General features: G+C 62.6%; 15 protein-coding genes and 1 pseudogene. 8 read left to right on the top strand and 8 right to left on the bottom strand.

The features are described from left to right. The first annotated feature begins 122 nt into the window (after nucleotides 1-122). From AARI_RS04105 to AARI_RS04085, 4 genes and pseudogenes are all read left to right on the top strand, one after another. Nucleotides 123-1,202, top strand: coding sequence for an IS110-like element ISAar16 family transposase (locus tag AARI_RS04105; protein ID WP_013348067.1), 1,080 nt, complete (start codon nucleotides 123-125; stop codon nucleotides 1,200-1,202). Nucleotides 1,203-1,282: 80 nt separating this feature from the next. After that, the gene (locus AARI_RS04100; RefSeq protein WP_013348066.1) at nucleotides 1,283-2,560 is read left to right on the top strand and encodes an ISL3-like element ISAar15 family transposase; all 1,278 of its coding nucleotides are present in this window, start codon (nucleotides 1,283-1,285) and stop codon (nucleotides 2,558-2,560) included. Between the two features lie 421 nt (nucleotides 2,561-2,981). Then, nucleotides 2,982-3,475: pseudogene (locus AARI_RS20030) on the top strand (IS110 family transposase); the annotation flags it as partial. A 178-nt stretch (nucleotides 3,476-3,653) separates the two neighbouring features. Beyond that, complete coding sequence (locus AARI_RS04085) at nucleotides 3,654-5,108, top strand: catalase (protein ID WP_013348089.1); 1,455 nt, start codon at nucleotides 3,654-3,656, stop codon at nucleotides 5,106-5,108. A gap of 45 nt (nucleotides 5,109-5,153) precedes the next feature. On the opposite strand, the gene AARI_RS04080 is transcribed toward AARI_RS04085, so the two are convergent. The 5 genes from AARI_RS04080 to AARI_RS04060 all read right to left on the bottom strand — a co-directional run bounded on the left by AARI_RS04080 (nucleotide 5,154) and on the right by AARI_RS04060 (nucleotide 8,973). Further along, nucleotides 5,154-5,666, bottom strand: coding sequence for a 2'-5' RNA ligase family protein (locus AARI_RS04080; RefSeq protein WP_013348088.1), 513 nt, complete (start codon nucleotides 5,664-5,666; stop codon nucleotides 5,154-5,156). After that, nucleotides 5,666-6,682, bottom strand: a complete 1,017-nt coding sequence (trpS, locus tag AARI_RS04075; RefSeq protein WP_013348087.1) for a tryptophan--tRNA ligase — start codon at nucleotides 6,680-6,682, stop codon at nucleotides 5,666-5,668. Before trpS ends, AARI_RS04080 begins: the two co-directional genes overlap by 1 nt. Before the next feature lie 8 nt (nucleotides 6,683-6,690). Next, nucleotides 6,691-7,530, bottom strand: coding sequence for an exodeoxyribonuclease III (locus tag AARI_RS04070; RefSeq protein WP_013348086.1), 840 nt, complete (start codon nucleotides 7,528-7,530; stop codon nucleotides 6,691-6,693). A gap of 102 nt (nucleotides 7,531-7,632) precedes the next feature. Next, nucleotides 7,633-8,130, bottom strand: a complete 498-nt coding sequence (locus tag AARI_RS04065; protein ID WP_013348085.1) for a hypothetical protein — start codon at nucleotides 8,128-8,130, stop codon at nucleotides 7,633-7,635. A gap of 69 nt (nucleotides 8,131-8,199) precedes the next feature. Beyond that, entirely contained in the window at nucleotides 8,200-8,973 is a 774-nt protein-coding gene (locus tag AARI_RS04060) for a GAP family protein (RefSeq protein ID WP_157867084.1), read from the bottom strand. 118 nt (nucleotides 8,974-9,091) lie between these two features. On the opposite strand from AARI_RS04060, the gene AARI_RS04055 reads away from it, so the two are divergent. Then, nucleotides 9,092-10,255, top strand: coding sequence for a sensor histidine kinase (locus AARI_RS04055; protein ID WP_013348083.1), 1,164 nt, complete (start codon nucleotides 9,092-9,094; stop codon nucleotides 10,253-10,255). Beyond that, nucleotides 10,252-10,914 carry a response regulator gene (locus AARI_RS04050; RefSeq protein WP_013348082.1) on the top strand — a complete coding sequence of 221 codons (663 nt, stop codon included), beginning with the start codon at nucleotides 10,252-10,254 and terminating at the stop codon, nucleotides 10,912-10,914. The genes AARI_RS04055 and AARI_RS04050 overlap by 4 nt, the downstream gene beginning before the upstream one ends. Here AARI_RS04050 and AARI_RS04045 read toward each other — a convergent pair. Both AARI_RS04045 and AARI_RS04040 read right to left on the bottom strand, forming a co-directional pair. Next, nucleotides 10,862-11,218 (bottom strand): VOC family protein, encoded by a 357-nt coding sequence (locus AARI_RS04045; RefSeq protein ID WP_013348081.1) that lies wholly within the window; start codon nucleotides 11,216-11,218, stop codon nucleotides 10,862-10,864. The genes AARI_RS04050 and AARI_RS04045 overlap by 53 nt on opposite strands. Nucleotides 11,219-11,250: 32 nt before the next feature. Then, nucleotides 11,251-12,150: a LysR family transcriptional regulator gene (locus AARI_RS04040; RefSeq protein ID WP_013348080.1), complete on the bottom strand. Its 900-nt coding sequence runs from the start codon at nucleotides 12,148-12,150 to the stop codon at nucleotides 11,251-11,253. 127 nt (nucleotides 12,151-12,277) lie between these two features. Between AARI_RS04040 and AARI_RS04035 the strand changes: the two genes are divergently transcribed. Further along, nucleotides 12,278-13,663 carry an MFS transporter gene (locus tag AARI_RS04035; RefSeq protein ID WP_013348079.1) on the top strand — a complete coding sequence of 462 codons (1,386 nt, stop codon included), beginning with the start codon at nucleotides 12,278-12,280 and terminating at the stop codon, nucleotides 13,661-13,663. A gap of 138 nt (nucleotides 13,664-13,801) precedes the next feature. Here the strand turns inward: AARI_RS04035 and AARI_RS04030 are convergent, their stop codons facing one another. Further along, nucleotides 13,802-14,665 (bottom strand): bifunctional methylenetetrahydrofolate dehydrogenase/methenyltetrahydrofolate cyclohydrolase, encoded by an 864-nt coding sequence (locus AARI_RS04030; protein ID WP_013348078.1) that lies wholly within the window; start codon nucleotides 14,663-14,665, stop codon nucleotides 13,802-13,804. 149 nt (nucleotides 14,666-14,814) lie between these two features. On the opposite strand from AARI_RS04030, the gene AARI_RS04025 reads away from it, so the two are divergent. Beyond that, nucleotides 14,815-15,753, top strand: coding sequence for a flavin-containing monooxygenase (locus tag AARI_RS04025; protein WP_231849441.1), 939 nt, complete (start codon nucleotides 14,815-14,817; stop codon nucleotides 15,751-15,753). Nucleotides 15,754-15,819 lie beyond the last annotated feature (66 nt).

Genomic DNA, 15,819 nt, shown 5'->3' with positions numbered 1-15,819 from the left:
AATGTCCACCTATCAGGGTGTGACCCATCACAGTGTTGCTCCAACGGTGACTTCCTTCCCGGACTGGTACCGGCCGCACGGCCGAAGATCCTGTCCGTGAAAAGAAGAAAGTACCAAGCCGTATGACTATCCTCCCGCAGACCGTTGCCAAGACCTACTCCTATATCATCGGAGTGGATACCCACGCCCGTAAGCATGTCTATTCCATCATCACCTATACCGGCGAACACGTGGAAACCAGGGATTTTCCCGCCACCAGTTCCAGCATCAAACGCGCTATCGCTTGGGTCGGCAGGCGCACCGGAGCCGATGCCAGCACCCTGTGGATAATTGAAGGGACAGCCTCCTACGGTGCCGTAGTCACCGGTGCGGTCACCGATGCCGGCTACACGGTCGCCGAAGCACCTAGCGGCTACCAGAAAGCCGGGCGCGGCGTGGGTAAGACTGATCCGTTGGATGCCCAGCGCATGGCTGCCGCCGCGCTACCCATCGAGGTGCAGAAGCTGCGTGTTCCGCGACTCAATGACGGTGCCCGCGCTGCTTTGCGCGTGCTGGTGACGGCCCGTGACATGCTGGCTGTGGAGCGTACGAAATACGTCAACGCGCTCACCGCACTGCTGCGTGTGACCTCGCTTGGCATCGATGCCCGCAAACCCTTGAGCAGCACTCAGTTCCTCGAGGTAGCGGGGTGGCGGAGCCGGGAGGAAACCATCGAATCGCAGGTTGCCCGTGCCGAAGCCGTGCGGTTGGCCCGACGCGTCGGTGAACTGGACACGCATATCAAGGAAAACACGACTCAGATGACTGAGCTGGTCAAGCTCAGCGAAGGCAAGGAACTACTTGAGCTCACCGGTATCGGTCCGGTGGTGGCGGCGGTCTGCGTGGCCGCGTGGTCCCATCAGGGCAGGTTGCGTTCGGAGGCTGCATTCGCTTCTCTTGCGGGCGTGAATCCCATCCCTGCATCTTCAGGGAACACGGTGCGCCACCGGCTCAATCGTCGAGGTGACCGGCGGTTGAACAAGGCCCTGCATACCGCTGCGATGGTACGGATGACCCATGACGAGGAGACCCGGGCCTACGTGGTCAAACGCACGGCGGAAGGCAAGACGTTGAAAGAGATCCGTAGATGCATCAAGCGGTTTTTGGCACGCCGAATATACAAGATTCTGGAATCTGCGGAAGTGCTACCGCTGACGGCTTGACAGATATAGAAGAGTCTCGCAGTCCCTTCTGCGAAAATGGATGTTGACTAAAACAATTCATACGCAAGGAACTACGAGCCGTGATCAAGGATACCGGCCGAATCGATGCTGCGTCGATTCTGTTGAACCTCACCGACTACCGCGTCATCACCGTGACTCAGGAACTTGCCGGACGGCAGGTACTTGTTGAGCCCATCGAAACCGAAGCCGCTTGCCCCTCCTGCGGGGTACTGACTACCCGAATCCAAGCAAGGCCGGTGCACCAGGTCAAGGACCTGCCCGCCGGCGGTGACGACCTGCAGGTGTTGGTACGCAAACGCCGCATGGCCTGCCAAGAACCTGCCTGCGAACGCCGTTCGTTCGTGCAAACCACCGAGCAACTGCCCTTCCGCGCACGGATCACCACCAGGCTCTCCCAACGGCTCGTGGACGAGATGAGCTGCGAACTGCGAGCCGTGTCCCGGGTCGCCGCAGCGCATGGGGTGTCATGGCCAACGGTCATGGCCCGACTGACCACCGTCGGTGAACTCGTCGGGAATGTGGACCGGATGTTCATCCGGCGCCTGGGCATCGATGAGCACCGGTTCCGCAAAGTCCGCTACGCCCTTGGCCGGACCGGGAAAGTCGTTCGGATTGAGCCGTGGTCCATCGTCTTCACCGATCTGGACACCGGAAAGATCCTGGATATCGTGGACGGACGCCGCGGAACAGCGGTAAAGAAGTGGTTGAAGAACCGGCCACGGTATTGGCGCCAACGGGTGCAGTACGTCGCGATCGACATGTCTGCCGAGTTCCGCAAAGCGGTGCGTGAGAATCTGCCCAAGGCGAAGGTCAGCGTGGACCATTTCCACGTGATCGCCCGGGCGAATCTGATGATCACCCAGGTCCGCCGCCGCCGTTCCCACGAAGTGCACGAACGCCGTGGCAGGGCCACGGATCCGGCCTACAAGTACCGGAAGCTACTAACCTGCAACTTAGAGAACCTGTCGATCAAGCAGGTGGAACGGCTGAAGCTGATCCTTGAATCAGACCCGGAACTCGGAGTGATCTATGGAATCAAGGAACACGTGCGGCAACTGCTGAAAACCGCTGATATCCATGAATTCCAGTCCCGGTGGGCGGTGCTGGAGAAATCAGTGAAGGCCACAAAAATGACCGAGGCGAAAACATTGTTCCGCACGTTGACCGCCTGGCGGCGGGAGCTGCTGGTGTTCGTACGAACGAGGTTGACCAACGCCCGGAGCGAGGCGGCGAACCTGACGGCGAAGAACCTGAAACGCATCGGTCGAGGCTATCGGAATCATGGTCATTATCGGCTTCGGATATTGTTGTACACGGCGGGCCTACGGCCGTGCTGAACATCCTGCACCACGCTTAACTTTTAAGAGCCCATATTCCTCTTCGAAATCAACTATCATTTTTGTTTTTTCCGAGCGAGTTCCACCCATGGCGGGCCCCTACCTTTCGTTATCTCATGTGTCGCAAGTCAGGACCAAGTGAAGATTATCACATTCGGAACGATATACAAGGGGTTTTTAATTTTGATGTCTTTTCTGTGTTGAATCCACATCAATACTGACTTGGGCGATTCCTTGATGTTAATCATGGATTCTAGAAGTACAAACCATACGGTCCAGTCATATTCCTAGAAATCCAGGTAGGCTGTCCGGTTTATAATCGCTAAAAAATCTTGTGGAAGTGTCACTGATGTGTCCGGATAGCACGGTCAGCGACGTCCCCTGAGAATTCTGCTTAATCGAGTAGCTAGGGGCCAGAGAATTGCTCCCCCAGACCGTCGCCCAAACATACTCGTACATCATCGGCGTGGACACCCACACGAAAAGCGTGTCTACGCCATCATCAGCAACACCGGCGAACATCTCGAAACGCGTATCTTCCCAACCACCGCTACAGACTTCAAACGCACTAACGCCTGGCCCGGCAAGCGCACCGGTGCCGACACTGACACCGGCTATATGGCACTGAAGCACCTAGCGGCTATGTGAAATCCGGGCTCGGTGTGAGCAATGCCTGATATTTTAGACGCCCAGAGAATGGCAGTAGCGGCCTTGACGGTGGACATGCAGAAGCTGCTTATTCCGCGACTCAATGACAGTGTCCGTGCTGCCTTACGAGTGCTGGTCACCGCACTTGACATGCCGGCCTTGGAATGTAGAAAATACGTCAACGTGCTCGCCGCGCTCCTACGTGTAACTTTGCTCGGAATTGACACTCGTAAGCCTTTGAGTAACGCTCAAATCCTCCAAGTCGCAAGATGCTCGAAGAGGTCAACATGTTGCTCGCGTTGGTACTCGGATAATGTGCTTCGTGCATGCATGAAAATGCTCCCCGAAAGTAGTTAACTTTTACAGTCCAACTTTCGGGGAGCAGTTCATTTTGGCACTTAACCCGTACTCGCGCCTATCCGACTGCACATGCTAAGGAGCAATAATGGCCAGCAACGAACCACGCTCAACAACCCAGGCAGGAATTCCGGCGGTCAGCGACCGCAATTCGCTCACGGTAGGTGCCAACGGCCCGATCGTGCTGCACGACCACCACCTGGCTGAAACCCTGCAGCACTTCAACCGAATGAATGTTCCCGAACGCCGCCCGCATGCCAAGGGCTCAGGAGCCTTCGGCGAATTCGAAACTACCGAAGACATCTCCCGGTACACAAAGGCAGCACTCTTCCAGCCGGGTGTGAAAACCGAAACCCTGATGCGTTTCTCCACCGTTGCCGGCGAGCTGGGCTCCCCGGATACCTGGCGCGACGTGCGTGGCTTCTCGATGAAGTTCTACACCACCGAAGGCAACTTCGACCTGGTCGGCAACAACACCCCAGTCTTCTTCCTACGCGACCCAATGAAGTTCCCGCACTTCATCCGCTCGCAAAAGCGCCTGCCAGATTCCGGGCTTCGCGATGGCACTATGCAGTGGGATTTCTGGACGCAGAATCCAGAATCGGCCCACCAGGTCACCTACATCATGGGCCAGCGTGGACTGCCAAAGACCTGGCGCGAAATGAACGGCTACGGCTCGCACACCTACATGTGGGTCAACGCTGCCGGCGAGAAGTTCTGGGTGAAATACCACTTCCTGAACCAACAGTCGGACAAATTTGAGACCATGAGCGGGGATCAGGCCCAAGCATTGGCCGGCTCCGACGCCGAATTCCACCGCCGCGACCTCTTCGATGCGATCAAGGCCGGCAACTTCCCGAAGTGGGATCTGTATGTGCAGATCATGCCGTACGAAGAAGCCAAGACCTACCGGTACAACCCCTTTGATTTGACCAAGGTTTGGTCCAAGAAGGACTACCCGCGCATCAAGGTCGGCACGCTGACGTTGAATCGTAATCCGGAGAACTTCTTCGCGCAGATTGAACAGGCAGCATTCTCCCCGGGGAATATGGTTCCCGGCATGGGGATGAGCCCGGACAAGATGCTTTTGGGCCGCAACTTTGCCTACGCTGATGCACAACGCTACCGCATCGGCACCAACTTCCAGCAGTTGCCGGTTAACAAGCCAAAATGCCCGGTACACTCCTATAATTTTGAAGGCAATATGACCTTCGACCACACCGGGGATCGTTGTGTTTACGCGCCAAACTCCTTCGAGGATTCCTGGAGTGATGAAACCGGTCCGGTGGATAACTCCTTCGAGTCCGACGGCGAGCTGGTCCGCGAGGCCTACACGCTACGCGAAGACGATGGGGACTTTGTCCAGCCTGGCATTCTAGTCCGCGAGGTCATGGACGATGCCCAGCGTGCCGAGCTGGTCAACACCGTCACCGGGGCCCTGGACGGGGTGATCGAACCGGTGCTCTCCAACGCGATCGACTACTGGAAGAACATCGATGCGGACACCGGGGCGAAGATCGAAGCTATCGTGCGCGCTAAGTAACGCACCGCGAGTGTAAAAACGCCAGCCCTAGGGCTGGCGTTTTTTCTAGGTCCCCAAAGCGATTTCCTCGCTGAAGTTCCACTCCCCGCCACGGGTATCGAATAGCTGGATGCGATCGGCGGTGAAGGACAGCCGCGTCCCGCCCAGCGCTGCCTGCGCGGCGTCCAACTGCTCCGCGGGCACGTTCTGCGCGATGGTCAGGTGCGGATGGTAGGCGAAAGCTGATTCGTGCCTCAGTGCGTCGCCCAGCAGCGCCCGGTGCAGCGCCCAGCATTCATCGGCGCCGGTTTCAAGCGGCAGGAAAACCACGTCACTGGCTGGCCGGAAGGTTCGAGCCGGACCCAGCTGGATGCTGAAGGGCTCCACAGTGGCTGCCACCCGGCGCACCTGGGCCGCCGCCTTCTCCCAGGAATTCAGGTACGATCCGGACACCAAGGTGATATGCGGGGCGATCGGCCCGGTGGCCTCTCCCCCGTATTCCTGGCGCCACGCGCGCAGGGTCTCCCGGTGCGGCTGCGGCACCGGGATCACTACGCCCAGGGTGTACTCGAAAGCCATCAGATTCCCAGCGGTGGCAGGAAGCCGACCTTCTGGTAGACATCGGCAACGGTCTTCGACGCGACCTCGCGCGCCTTGGTCGCTCCAACCAGCAGCAGGCGATCCAGTTCGGCAGGATCATCCAGCAGTTCCAAGGTGCGGGTACGGATCGGGGTCAGGCGCTCCACGACAGCTTCTGCCACAGCCACCTTCAAATGCCCGTACATCTTGCCCTCGAATTCGTTGACCAGCTCCGGAACATGCTTTCCGGTCACCGCGGCCAGGATATCCAGCAGGTTCGATACCCCTGGCTTCTCAGCCTTGTCGTAGGCCACGACGGACCCGGCATCGGTCACGGCCGACTTGATGCGCTTGGCGATCAGCTTCGGCTCGTCGAGCACGTTGATCAGGCCAGCCGGGGACTCGGCGGACTTGGACATCTTGGAGGTCGGGTTCTGCAGGTCGTAGATGCGCGCGCCCTCCTTCGGGATGAACGCCTCCGGGACGGTGAAGGTCTGCCCAAAACGGTGGTTGAAGCGCTTGGCCAGGTCGCGGGCCAGCTCCACGTGCTGGCGCTGGTCATCGCCCACGGGAACACCTTCCGGCTGGTAGAGCAGGATGTCTGCAGCCATCAGGACCGGGTAGGTGAACAACCCGACGCTGGCGGCATCCGCGCCGCCCTTGGAGGACTTGTCCTTGAACTGGGTCATGCGGCTGGCTTCGCCAAAACCGGTGATGCAGTTGAAGACCCACGCCAGCTGAGCGTGCTCGGGAACCTGCGACTGGACGAACAGGGTGGACTTGTCCAGGTCGATGCCGCCGGCGATGAACTGCGCGGCGGTCTTGCGGGTGCGGGCCCGCAGCTCGGCCGGGTCCTGCGGCGTGGTAATCGCGTGCATATCCGGGATGAAGAAGAATGCTTCGTGGTCATCCTGGGTCTTGACCCAGTTGACCAATGCGCCCAGATAGTTGCCAAGATGCAGCGAATCTCCCGAAGGCTGCATTCCTGAAAGTACGCGGGGACGGGTTGTTTCCATGGTTTTCCTTAGAACTGGTAGTCGACGACCAGCGGTGCATGGTCGGAGAAGCGCAAATCGTAGGCCGAGGCACGGTCTACGTGGGACTTGATGGCTTTGGCGGCTAGTGCCGGGGTGGCCATGTGGTAGTCGATACGCCAACCGGCATCGTTGTCGAAGGCCTGTCCGCGGAAGGACCACCAGGTGTACGGTCCCTGCACGTCGCCGGCCAGTTCGCGAGCCACATCCTTGTAGCCGATCTGAGGGCCGAAGAATCCGTCGAAGTAGGCGATTTCCTCGTCCATGACGCCGGCGCGCTTGTTATGGTTCGGCTTCCAGTTCTTGATGTCCTTCTGCGTGTGCACGACGTTCAAATCGCCCACCACCAGCACGTGGTCCTTCTCATTCTTCAGTTCGACCAGGCGCACGTTCATGCGCTGCAGGAAGCGGTACTTGTCCTCCTGCTTCTGGGTGCCCAGCTCGCCGGAGTGGACGTAGGCCGAGACGACGGTGAAGACCTCGCCGTTGACTTCGAAGTCCGCTTCGACCCAGCGGCCGGATTCGGCGAAGTAGTCCTCGCCGATGTGCTCTCGCACGGCTACCGGCGCGGTGCGAGAGAGCACAGCGACGCCTGCGCGGCCCTTGTCCTTGGCCTCGGCATGCAGAATATGCCAGCCCTCCCCAATCAGGTCGCGCAGGATCTTGTCCGGTGCGCGTACTTCCTGCAGGCACAGGATGTCCACGTCACGGGCGGCGATCCAGTCCGCCATGTTGCGCTTGTAGGCGGCGCGAATGCCGTTGACGTTGACCGACGCGACGCGCAGTGCGCCGGCGTCCTTGTTGAGAATTTCCACACTGGTAGGTATCACTGTTCCACCTTACAAAATTATGTGTTCGATTACGCGCTGATCTGGCCTGCGCCGGAACATGCGCAACGAAAAAGGGCAACGCTTGCGCGTTGCCCGGATCGGTTAGTCGATGATTTCGCCATCCATCGGCTTGGCCGGCTTGATCATGTCCCGCGCATTCGTCGCGGTCATCTGTATTGTCTCCAGCGCCCGGTCGATCATGCCCTCGTAGTCCTCGCCCTTCGCCTCGCGCTGCTCGGCAATCACGCGGGCCTGGACCTGGACGATCTTGAACGAGTGGTCCAGCTTCATGTCGCGCTGGCTGGTGGACTCGTCAACCACCACGGTGCCTGGCTGGGCGCGCGGGGTAGCCGCCGCGGTGGCTTCGCGCAGCGAGTTGTTGATCTTGTCCGCGCCTCGCTTGAGGCCGAACATCATGAATGCGGCCAGCAGCAGCCAACCGGCGGAGATGACGACAACGAACCAGCCGACGATCTCATTGGAGTTGGCAGCGAATACCACTGCCACCAGAAGGACGATGACCATGACGGACATTGCCAAAGTTGATGCGTTCAGGGTGACTTTCCTGCCCTGCTTCGCGCTGCTGCCTAGAGGTTCCATGCCGTCAATTCTCGCATCATTACCCCGCTTCAAGCCAATTGGAACCGTGCCCTTTCGCCCACAGCGTGGCTAGCTGAGCAAGCTGTGCAGATCCTGCCCGGAAAGGCATGCGCGAATCAGCAGGTATCCACCGATGCCCACCACCCAGCCAAGGGTTTCCTGGGCGTAGGCCGAGGCTTTGGTACCCATCTTCTGCAGCCAGGCTTCGATGCGCGGGCCGGCGAGCGCACGGGCGCCAACCAGCACCAACGCCGGGACGATCATCACCAAGCAGTAGCCGATCAGCGCAAGCAGCTGCAGGCCGGTGCCCCAGCCGGCGCCCTGCATGACGCCTACGGCGGCCAGGTAGGGAAGCATCGTGGGAAGTTCCAAGAGGCCGGCGAACAGGGCCAGGGCAATCAGCCCGGTGCGGGTATCCAGCGCAGTTCCCAAACGGCTGCGCAAGCGCCGCGGCACCTGGCCGGTTGCGTCCGCCGGGCTCGGTGCCGGTCCTTCAAGTGCCGCGCCGCTATGCGCGATGGCTTTCTTCCGTGCGCTGGCTTCCTTCTGCGCATCGGTGCGGTAGGTGAGCGCCCAGATGATCATCAGCGCCCCGACCGCCATTCCGGCCAGCCGGAAGAACCGGTGCTCGAAGATGCCGGGATCGATGAGCAGCAACCCGCTGCGCAGCAGCACCCCGATGACCCAGTAGAACCCGGCGATTACCAGCAAGTAGGCCAGGACCTTGGCAATGGCTTCGTGGCGCCCCCTAAGCAGCAGCCACAGCGGAATGACCAGGGTGCCGATGCTGGTCGAGTCGATTAGCGCCAGGATGAGAAGGGATAGTTCGGGATTGCTCGTCATGATGTCCATGGTTTCCACTGTTCCGCGGCCTGCCGATTCGCGGTATCGGCCAGTGGGCTGCGCTTTCTCCTCCTTAAGGGGGATACCGGCGGGCAGCCAGTTCGGGGATGCTGGAAGCATGAACTTCATTCGGCGGATGGGCAGCGGAGACAAGGAACCCGAGGTCGTCGGCACCTATCTGGTGCTCACCGCCATCTTGCATCTTTCGGGACTGGCCAATCCCCCATGGTTCGCGATCCGCGGATACGAATGGATCGTCCTGCTGCTCATCGGCTTGGCCGCCGTGCTGGTCCGTCGCCGTTTTCTCGTAGCCAGCTCCGTGGCCATGCTGCTCGCCGGCGCCGGCCTGCTGGCCGTGGGCAGCATCGGCGGATACTTCCTGGTCTTCGAGTGCGTCTTCGGGTTGTTCCTGCTCGGTTCGGTCCGCACCCGAACGGTGGCGCTGGCGCTGCTGTGCCTGGCGGCCATCTCGCTGGCCATCGCCACCTGGCTAGGCACCCGGAATCCGCAGGAAGTGGTGCTGGCCCTGCTCATGGCCGGCTTCATCCTGTTCACCCCGATGCTCTGGGCGGAGAATGTGCGCACCGCCAAGGAGCTGGCCAATGCCGAAGCCCAGCGGGCGCAGGCCGTCCAGTCGGCGGCCGATGCCCGCGAGGACCAGCTGGTCGCCGAGCACGACTTTTCCCGCGTCCAGGAGCGCACAGCATTGGCCCGCGAGATGCATGATGTGCTCTCGGCCAGGTTCTCGTCAATCGCCCTGCTCTCCGGCGCCCTGCTTCCGGCCGCACCCCAGGAGGTGCGGGCTCCGTTGCAGAGCATCCGCGATGAGTCGGTGTCCGGCTTGGAAGACATGGCCGCGATGGTGCGGATGCTGCATGCCGGGGGCCCTGCGCTGCAGGCGCGGATCGAGGATCTGCCCGAGCTGGTGGCCGGATTCGGCAGCCCGGTGCGCTGGGAGTACCGGGTGGCGCATCCGCAGCGCTTCGGCCCGGCGGTGCATACCGCCGCGCACCGCACGGTCTGCGAGCTGCTGGTCAACCATGCCAAGCATGCGCCGGGCACTACCCTGGAACTGAGCGTGGTCCAGGAGAAGGGCCTGGCGATCACGGCGAGCAACGGGCTGCGCCAGGACGCCGGCCGCGCCCCCGGAGCGGGGACCGGGCTGGAGAATATCCGGACCCGAGTCGCCGCGCTCGATGGGCGGTTCGAGGTGCGCACCGGCCCGGACTTCGCGGTGCACGTCGAATTCCCGGGCCCAGCCGAAGCAATGGAGAAGCCATGAAAGTCCTGATCGTCGATGACCATGCCACCGTGCGGATGGGGATCCGGCTGGTATTGCAGGCCGCGGAGGACCTGGAAGTCGTGGGCGAAGCGGCCGACGGGCGATCGGCCATTTCCATGGCCCGTGCCCTATCCCCCGACGTCATCCTGATGGACCTGCGCATGCCGGTGCTCGATGGCATCGAGGCCACCAAGGCGCTGCATGGCAGCTGCCGCGTCGTGGTGCTCACGACCTTCGATGATGACCAGTACCTTTTTGGCGCGCTGCAGGCCGGGGCGCATGGGTTCCTGCTCAAGAGCGCCGAACCGCAGGCGATCATCATGGGCGTGCGTGCCGCCGGCCGCGGCGAATCGGTGCTGGATCCGCAGGTGACCTCGCGGATTCTGGCCCGGGCGCTGGCGCCGGAGCCCGGCACCGCGAAGCTGCCTGATGGCTTGACCGGCAGGGAACGCGAGGTGCTCGACGGGTTGGCCGAAGGGCTGAGCAACCCGCAATTGGCGCAGCGGCTGGGCATCGGGCAGAGCACCGTGAAGACGCATGTCTCCCAGGTGCTGGCCAAGCTCGGAGTCTCGACCCGGCTGCAGGCGGCGAAGATCGCCTATGCGGCTACCAGCTCACCAGGCAGAACGGGTGGTCCTGCGGATCCAGATAGACCCTGAAGGTCTTGGACCCTTCGCCGGTCCAGCGCGCACCAAGGTGCAGCACCTGCTCTTCGGCCAGGTCCAGATCCTTGACCTTCACATCGATGTGCGCCTGCTGCGGGTGGACATGCCCGGGCCACTGCGGGGCCACGTACGGGCTGACCGCCTGGAAGGCGAGCGCAGGATGGTCCGGTGCATCGCCAATGGAAACCCAGTCGGGCTCGTTGTCGATGCGCACCATCCCGAGGAGCTGTTCATAGAATCCGGCCAGTGCATCGGGGTCCTCGCAGTCGATGACCATGGCCTGCCACGTGCCAATCATGTGGCCATTATGCGCGCTGCAGGTGTTCGCGTCTACCAGGACTCAGCCATTGCGCAGGTGCAGTGGTCGATCAGCGCCTGGACGCGCGCGGGAATGCGCACCCCGCGCGGGGTGATGGCCACAACCGCATTCGGGTAGTTGGGAGCCTTGAGCTCGCGGAAGGCCAGCGGGCGGCCCTCGATGGAGACCTCGGCATTGTTCGGGCGGCGCATGAGCAGCCCGTAGCCCAGGCCGCGGCCCACCATCGCGGAGACCAGGATCATCTGCGGGACCGAGGCGGCGATCCTAGGCTGCAAGCCCTGGGAGGCGAAGAGCTGCTGCTGGTGCTCGGTACTCGGGTCGGACTCGTAGATGATCAGCGATTCGTCGACCAGGTCGGCCAGTTCCAGCGGCCGGGCGAGCTTGGCCAGCCGGTGCTCGGGATGCAGCACCACCTGCATCTCGGTCTGGTAGATCTGCTGCTTGTCGATATCGGCGGGCAGCTGCAGGTCGTAGACGAAAGCAACGTCGATCTCGCCCTCGCGCAGGGCCGGCAGCAAGTCCTCGTGGGTACCCACGCGCACATCGAGTTGCACCTCGGGGTGGTCGAACCCCTCCAGCGTGGCCGGGATCAGGTGCGGCGAGAGCGAAGCGAAGCAGCCGAACCGCACCGGTCCGCGCAGCGCTCCTTCGGTTTGCGGGAATGTTGCACGCAATTCACCGACATCGGAAAGGATCTTCCGGGCCATGGCGGCGAAGTGCTGCCCCGAAGCGGTGAGCCGGATCCCGTGGGCCTTGCGGCGCAGGCACAAGGTCTCCCCGGCATGCTTCTCGATGGCGGTAATTGCCTGCGACAAGGCCGATTCCGAGATCCTCAATTCGCTGGCCGCCGAACCGAGCGTGCTGTGGACGGGCAGTTCAGCCATGATTTCCAGATGGCGCATCGAATACATAAGCCGACCTTCAGAAGTTTTGCAGATATTTGAAGTTTACCTTACCTATGAGGGGTGCCACACTGGAGTGACCCAAAACTCAGGTGCCAGTGATTGACGTCTCGGTACCACTCGCAAGGGAAGCACTATGACACAACCCAAGGCCGCCAAGGCCAACCAGCGCCGCGTAGCTTTCGCGACGGTCATCGGAACCACCGTGGAGTGGTACGACTTCTTCATCTACGCCACCGCAGCAGGCCTGGTCTTCAGCCAGCTGTTCTTCGAGCCAGCTGGCCAGGACATCGCGCTGCTGATCTCCTTCGCCTCGGTCGGCCTGTCCTTCCTCTTCCGCCCGCTGGGCGCATTCCTGGCCGGGCACTTCGGCGACAAGATCGGCCGCCGTGCGATGCTGGTCCTGACCCTGGCGCTGATGGGTGCAGCCACCACGCTGATCGGCGTGCTGCCGACCTACGAGACCGCAGGCATCTGGGCGCCGATCATGCTGCTGCTGCTGCGCATCCTGCAGGGCATCTCCGCTGGCGGCGAATGGGGCGGCGCGGTGCTGATGGCCGTCGAGCACGCCTCCGACGGCCACCGCGGCCGCGCAGGCTCCTACCCGCAGGTGGGCGTGCCACTGGGCATGCTGCTGGCCTCGGGCACCATGGCGCTGATGACCGGGGTGATCTCCCCCGGCGATGCGTTCCTCGAATGGGGCTGGCGCGTTCCGTTCCTGGTGTCGATCGTGCTGATCGCCGTGGGCTACTTCGTGCGCCGCTCGGTGGACGAGTCCCCGGTCTTCGAGGAAATCAGCGAGAACAAGGCCCAGACCGCCGTGCCGATCCTGGTGCTGTTCAAGAAGCACTGGCCACTGGTGCTCATTGCCGCGCTGGTCTTCGCCGGCAACAACGCCGCAGGCTACATGACCACCGGCGGCTTCTTCCAGGCCTACACCACGAACCCCGAGGGGCCTGTCGGGCTGGAGCGCACCGACGTGCTCATCGCAGTGGCCTTCGGCGCCGCCGTCTGGCTGGTCATGACCCTGGTGGCCGGATACCTCGCCGACAGGATCGGGCGCAAGCGCACCTACCAGCTGGGCTTCATCATCCTTGCCGCTTCCCTTTTCCCGGTCTTCGCGCTGGTGAACTCGGGCTCGCTGGTCCTGCTGTATGCGGCCTTCGGCCTGTTCTCCATCGGGCTGGGGCTGACCTACGGCCCGCAGGCGGCACTGTACTCGGAGCTGTTCCCGGCGTCGGTACGCTTCTCCGGCGTATCGAATTCCTACGCGATCGGCGCGATCGTCGGCGGCGCGTTCGCCCCGACCATCGCCCAGGCGCTGGTGCAGGCGACCGGCGGCACCACCGCGGTAGCCGTCTACCTGCTGATCGTCGTCGCGATTTCATTCACCGCGGTGAGCATGATCCGCGACCGTTCGGGCATCGATTTGTCCTTCCGCAACCAGGCCGAGCAGGAAGTCGGCGCGCTGGTCTTCGACAAGCGCCGTGCTGATGCGGTGAAGGCGACCCAAGACGTCTAGAAACCAAGCCTCTAGGGGTGGTCCGTTCCCTCTGGGGACGGGCCACCGCTCTTTTCCAGAAGCGCGAATGCCCTCCCCGATGCAAATGGCCTGTTCCCAAAGTGGGAACAGGCCATTTCTCATGCCCAATGGGCTGTTTTACTTGGCGTTGCGTTCTGCGGCCTCGACCACGTTGTTCAGCAGCATGGCGCGGGTCATCGGACCCACGCCGCCCGGGTTAGGCGAGATCCACGACGCGACCTCGGCAGCAGCCGGATCAACGTCGCCGGTGACCTTGCCATCAACGCGGGAAACGCCCACGTCCAGCACGATCGCGCCTTCCTTGATGGCGTCGGCCTTGATGATGTGCGGCACGCCGGCGGCGGCGATGACGACATCGGCCTGGGCCAGCAGCTCGGGAAGATTGGTGGTGCCGGTGTGGGCCAGGGTGACGGTCGCGTTCACGTCGCGGCGGGTCAGCAGCAGGCCGACCGGGCGGCCGATGGTCACGCCGCGGCCCAGGACCAGCACGTGCTTGCCGTTCAGGTCGATATCGTGGCGGGCCAGCAGCTCCACGCAGCCCAGCGGGGTGCATGGCAGCGGGGAGGCCATCGGGCGGTTGACGTTGGCGACCAGGCGGCCCAGGTTCATCGGGTGCAGGCCGTCGGCGTCCTTAGCCGGATCCATGGCTTCGAGGATCACGTCCGTATCAATGTGCTTGGGCAGCGGCAGCTGCACGATGTAGCCGGTGCAGTCCGGGTTCTCGTTCAGCTCGCGCACCTTGGCCAGCAGCTCGTCCTGGGTGGTTTCCTCGGGCAGGTCCACGCGGATCGACTCGATGCCCACTTCGGCGCAGTCCTTGTGCTTGCCGCCGACGTACCAGGCCGAGCCCGGGTCGTTGCCAACCAGGATGGTGCCCAGTCCGGTGGTGTGCCCGGCAGCCTTGAGCTTGGCAACGCGTTCGGCCAGTTCCTGCTTGATGGCGGCCGCGGTGGCCTTGCCGTCGAGAATGCGTGCGCTCACGCTGTTCCTTCCGTAGGTGCCCTGTTCCCAAGGCGGGTGGTGTGCAAACCCAGGCGCGCGGCTCGCACGATTAGCTCCCTGGTGGTTACCCACCTAACGCCAGTCACGCGTTCCAGTGTAGCGAAAATGGCTTCGGGAATGACTTTGAAGTGCGCAGGGTTACCTTGAGCGTGTACTCGACAATCGTGATCGGCGCAGGGCAAGCCGGGCTTGCCGCCGCCTACCATCTGGCCAAGCGCGGCATCGACTTCCTGGTGCTCGACGCGAACCCTGCACCAGGCGGGGCCTGGCAGCACCGCTGGGACACCCTCACGCTGGGCGACGCGCATCATATCCACCCCTTGCCCGATTTCCCGCTTGAGGTGCAGGATTCCACCCGACCGGCCTCGGACGTGGTGTCCGAATACTATGCGGAATACGAACAGCGCTTCGCGTTGCCGGTACGCCACGGCGCACCGGTGACCTCGGTGCAGCAGGACGGCGAGCACTTCGTGGTGCACGCCGATGCCGATTACCGGGCGCGCACCATCATCAACGCCACCGGAACCTGGTCCAATCCGTTCTGGCCGGTCTACCCCGGGCATTTCGATGGTCCGCAGGTGCACACAAATGGCTTCGTCTCCCCACAGCAATTCGCCGGGCAGCGCGTGTTGGTGGTCGGGGCCGGCGCCAGTGCCACCCAGTTCATCGTGCAGTTGCGCGCTGCCGGCGTGGATACCCTGTGGTCCACGCGCAGCGCACCGGACTGGCGCGAGGTTCCCACCGGAGCCGAATGGGGCCAGGAAGTGGAGCGCCAAGTCAACGAGCGCACCAGTGCGGGACTGCCGCCGAAGTCGGTGGTGGGCACCACCGGGTTGCTGCTCACGCCGGCGATGCGTGCAGGAATCGTTTCCGGTGCACTGGTCTCGCGCGGGAAGATCGACCATCTGGAATCAGAGGCGGTGGTCTTCACCGACGGGTCGCGCGAGAAGATCGATGCGATCCTGTGGGCCACCGGTTTCCGCCATGCCCACCGGCATTTGCGCGACCTGAAGCTGCACACACCGCGGCCGGCGGCATCCTGCTGGAGGACGGGGTCGCGGCGGTAGAGGTGCCGGGGCTGTTCTTCGTCGGCTATGGCGCCTCGGCTTCGACGCTGGGTGCTACCCGGGCTG

This window comes from Glutamicibacter arilaitensis Re117 (assembly GCF_000197735.1).
GTDB lineage: Bacteria > Actinomycetota > Actinomycetes > Actinomycetales > Micrococcaceae > Glutamicibacter > Glutamicibacter arilaitensis.
This window is presented reverse-complemented; position numbering and strand designations above follow the sequence as displayed.

Bases quoted from the DNA above. Each gene is read 5' to 3' on its own strand.
- AARI_RS04040 (WP_013348080.1), bottom strand. From the start codon at position 12,150: ATGTATTCGATGCGCCATCTGGAAATCATGGCTGAACTGCCCGTCCAC.
- AARI_RS04060 (WP_157867084.1), bottom strand. From the start codon at position 8,973: ATGACGAGCAATCCCGAACTATCCCTTCTCATCCTGGCGCTAATCGAC.
- AARI_RS04050 (WP_013348082.1), top strand. From the start codon at position 10,252: ATGAAAGTCCTGATCGTCGATGACCATGCCACCGTGCGGATGGGGATC.
- AARI_RS04080 (WP_013348088.1), bottom strand. From the start codon at position 5,666: ATGGCTTTCGAGTACACCCTGGGCGTAGTGATCCCGGTGCCGCAGCCG.
- AARI_RS04065 (WP_013348085.1), bottom strand. From the start codon at position 8,130: ATGGAACCTCTAGGCAGCAGCGCGAAGCAGGGCAGGAAAGTCACCCTG.
- AARI_RS04045 (WP_013348081.1), bottom strand. From the start codon at position 11,218: ATGATTGGCACGTGGCAGGCCATGGTCATCGACTGCGAGGACCCCGAT.
- trpS (WP_013348087.1), bottom strand. From the start codon at position 6,682: ATGGAAACAACCCGTCCCCGCGTACTTTCAGGAATGCAGCCTTCGGGA.
- AARI_RS04085 (WP_013348089.1), top strand. From the start codon at position 3,654: ATGGCCAGCAACGAACCACGCTCAACAACCCAGGCAGGAATTCCGGCG.
- AARI_RS04055 (WP_013348083.1), top strand. From the start codon at position 9,092: ATGAACTTCATTCGGCGGATGGGCAGCGGAGACAAGGAACCCGAGGTC.
- AARI_RS04105 (WP_013348067.1), top strand. From the start codon at position 123: ATGACTATCCTCCCGCAGACCGTTGCCAAGACCTACTCCTATATCATC.
- AARI_RS04035 (WP_013348079.1), top strand. From the start codon at position 12,278: ATGACACAACCCAAGGCCGCCAAGGCCAACCAGCGCCGCGTAGCTTTC.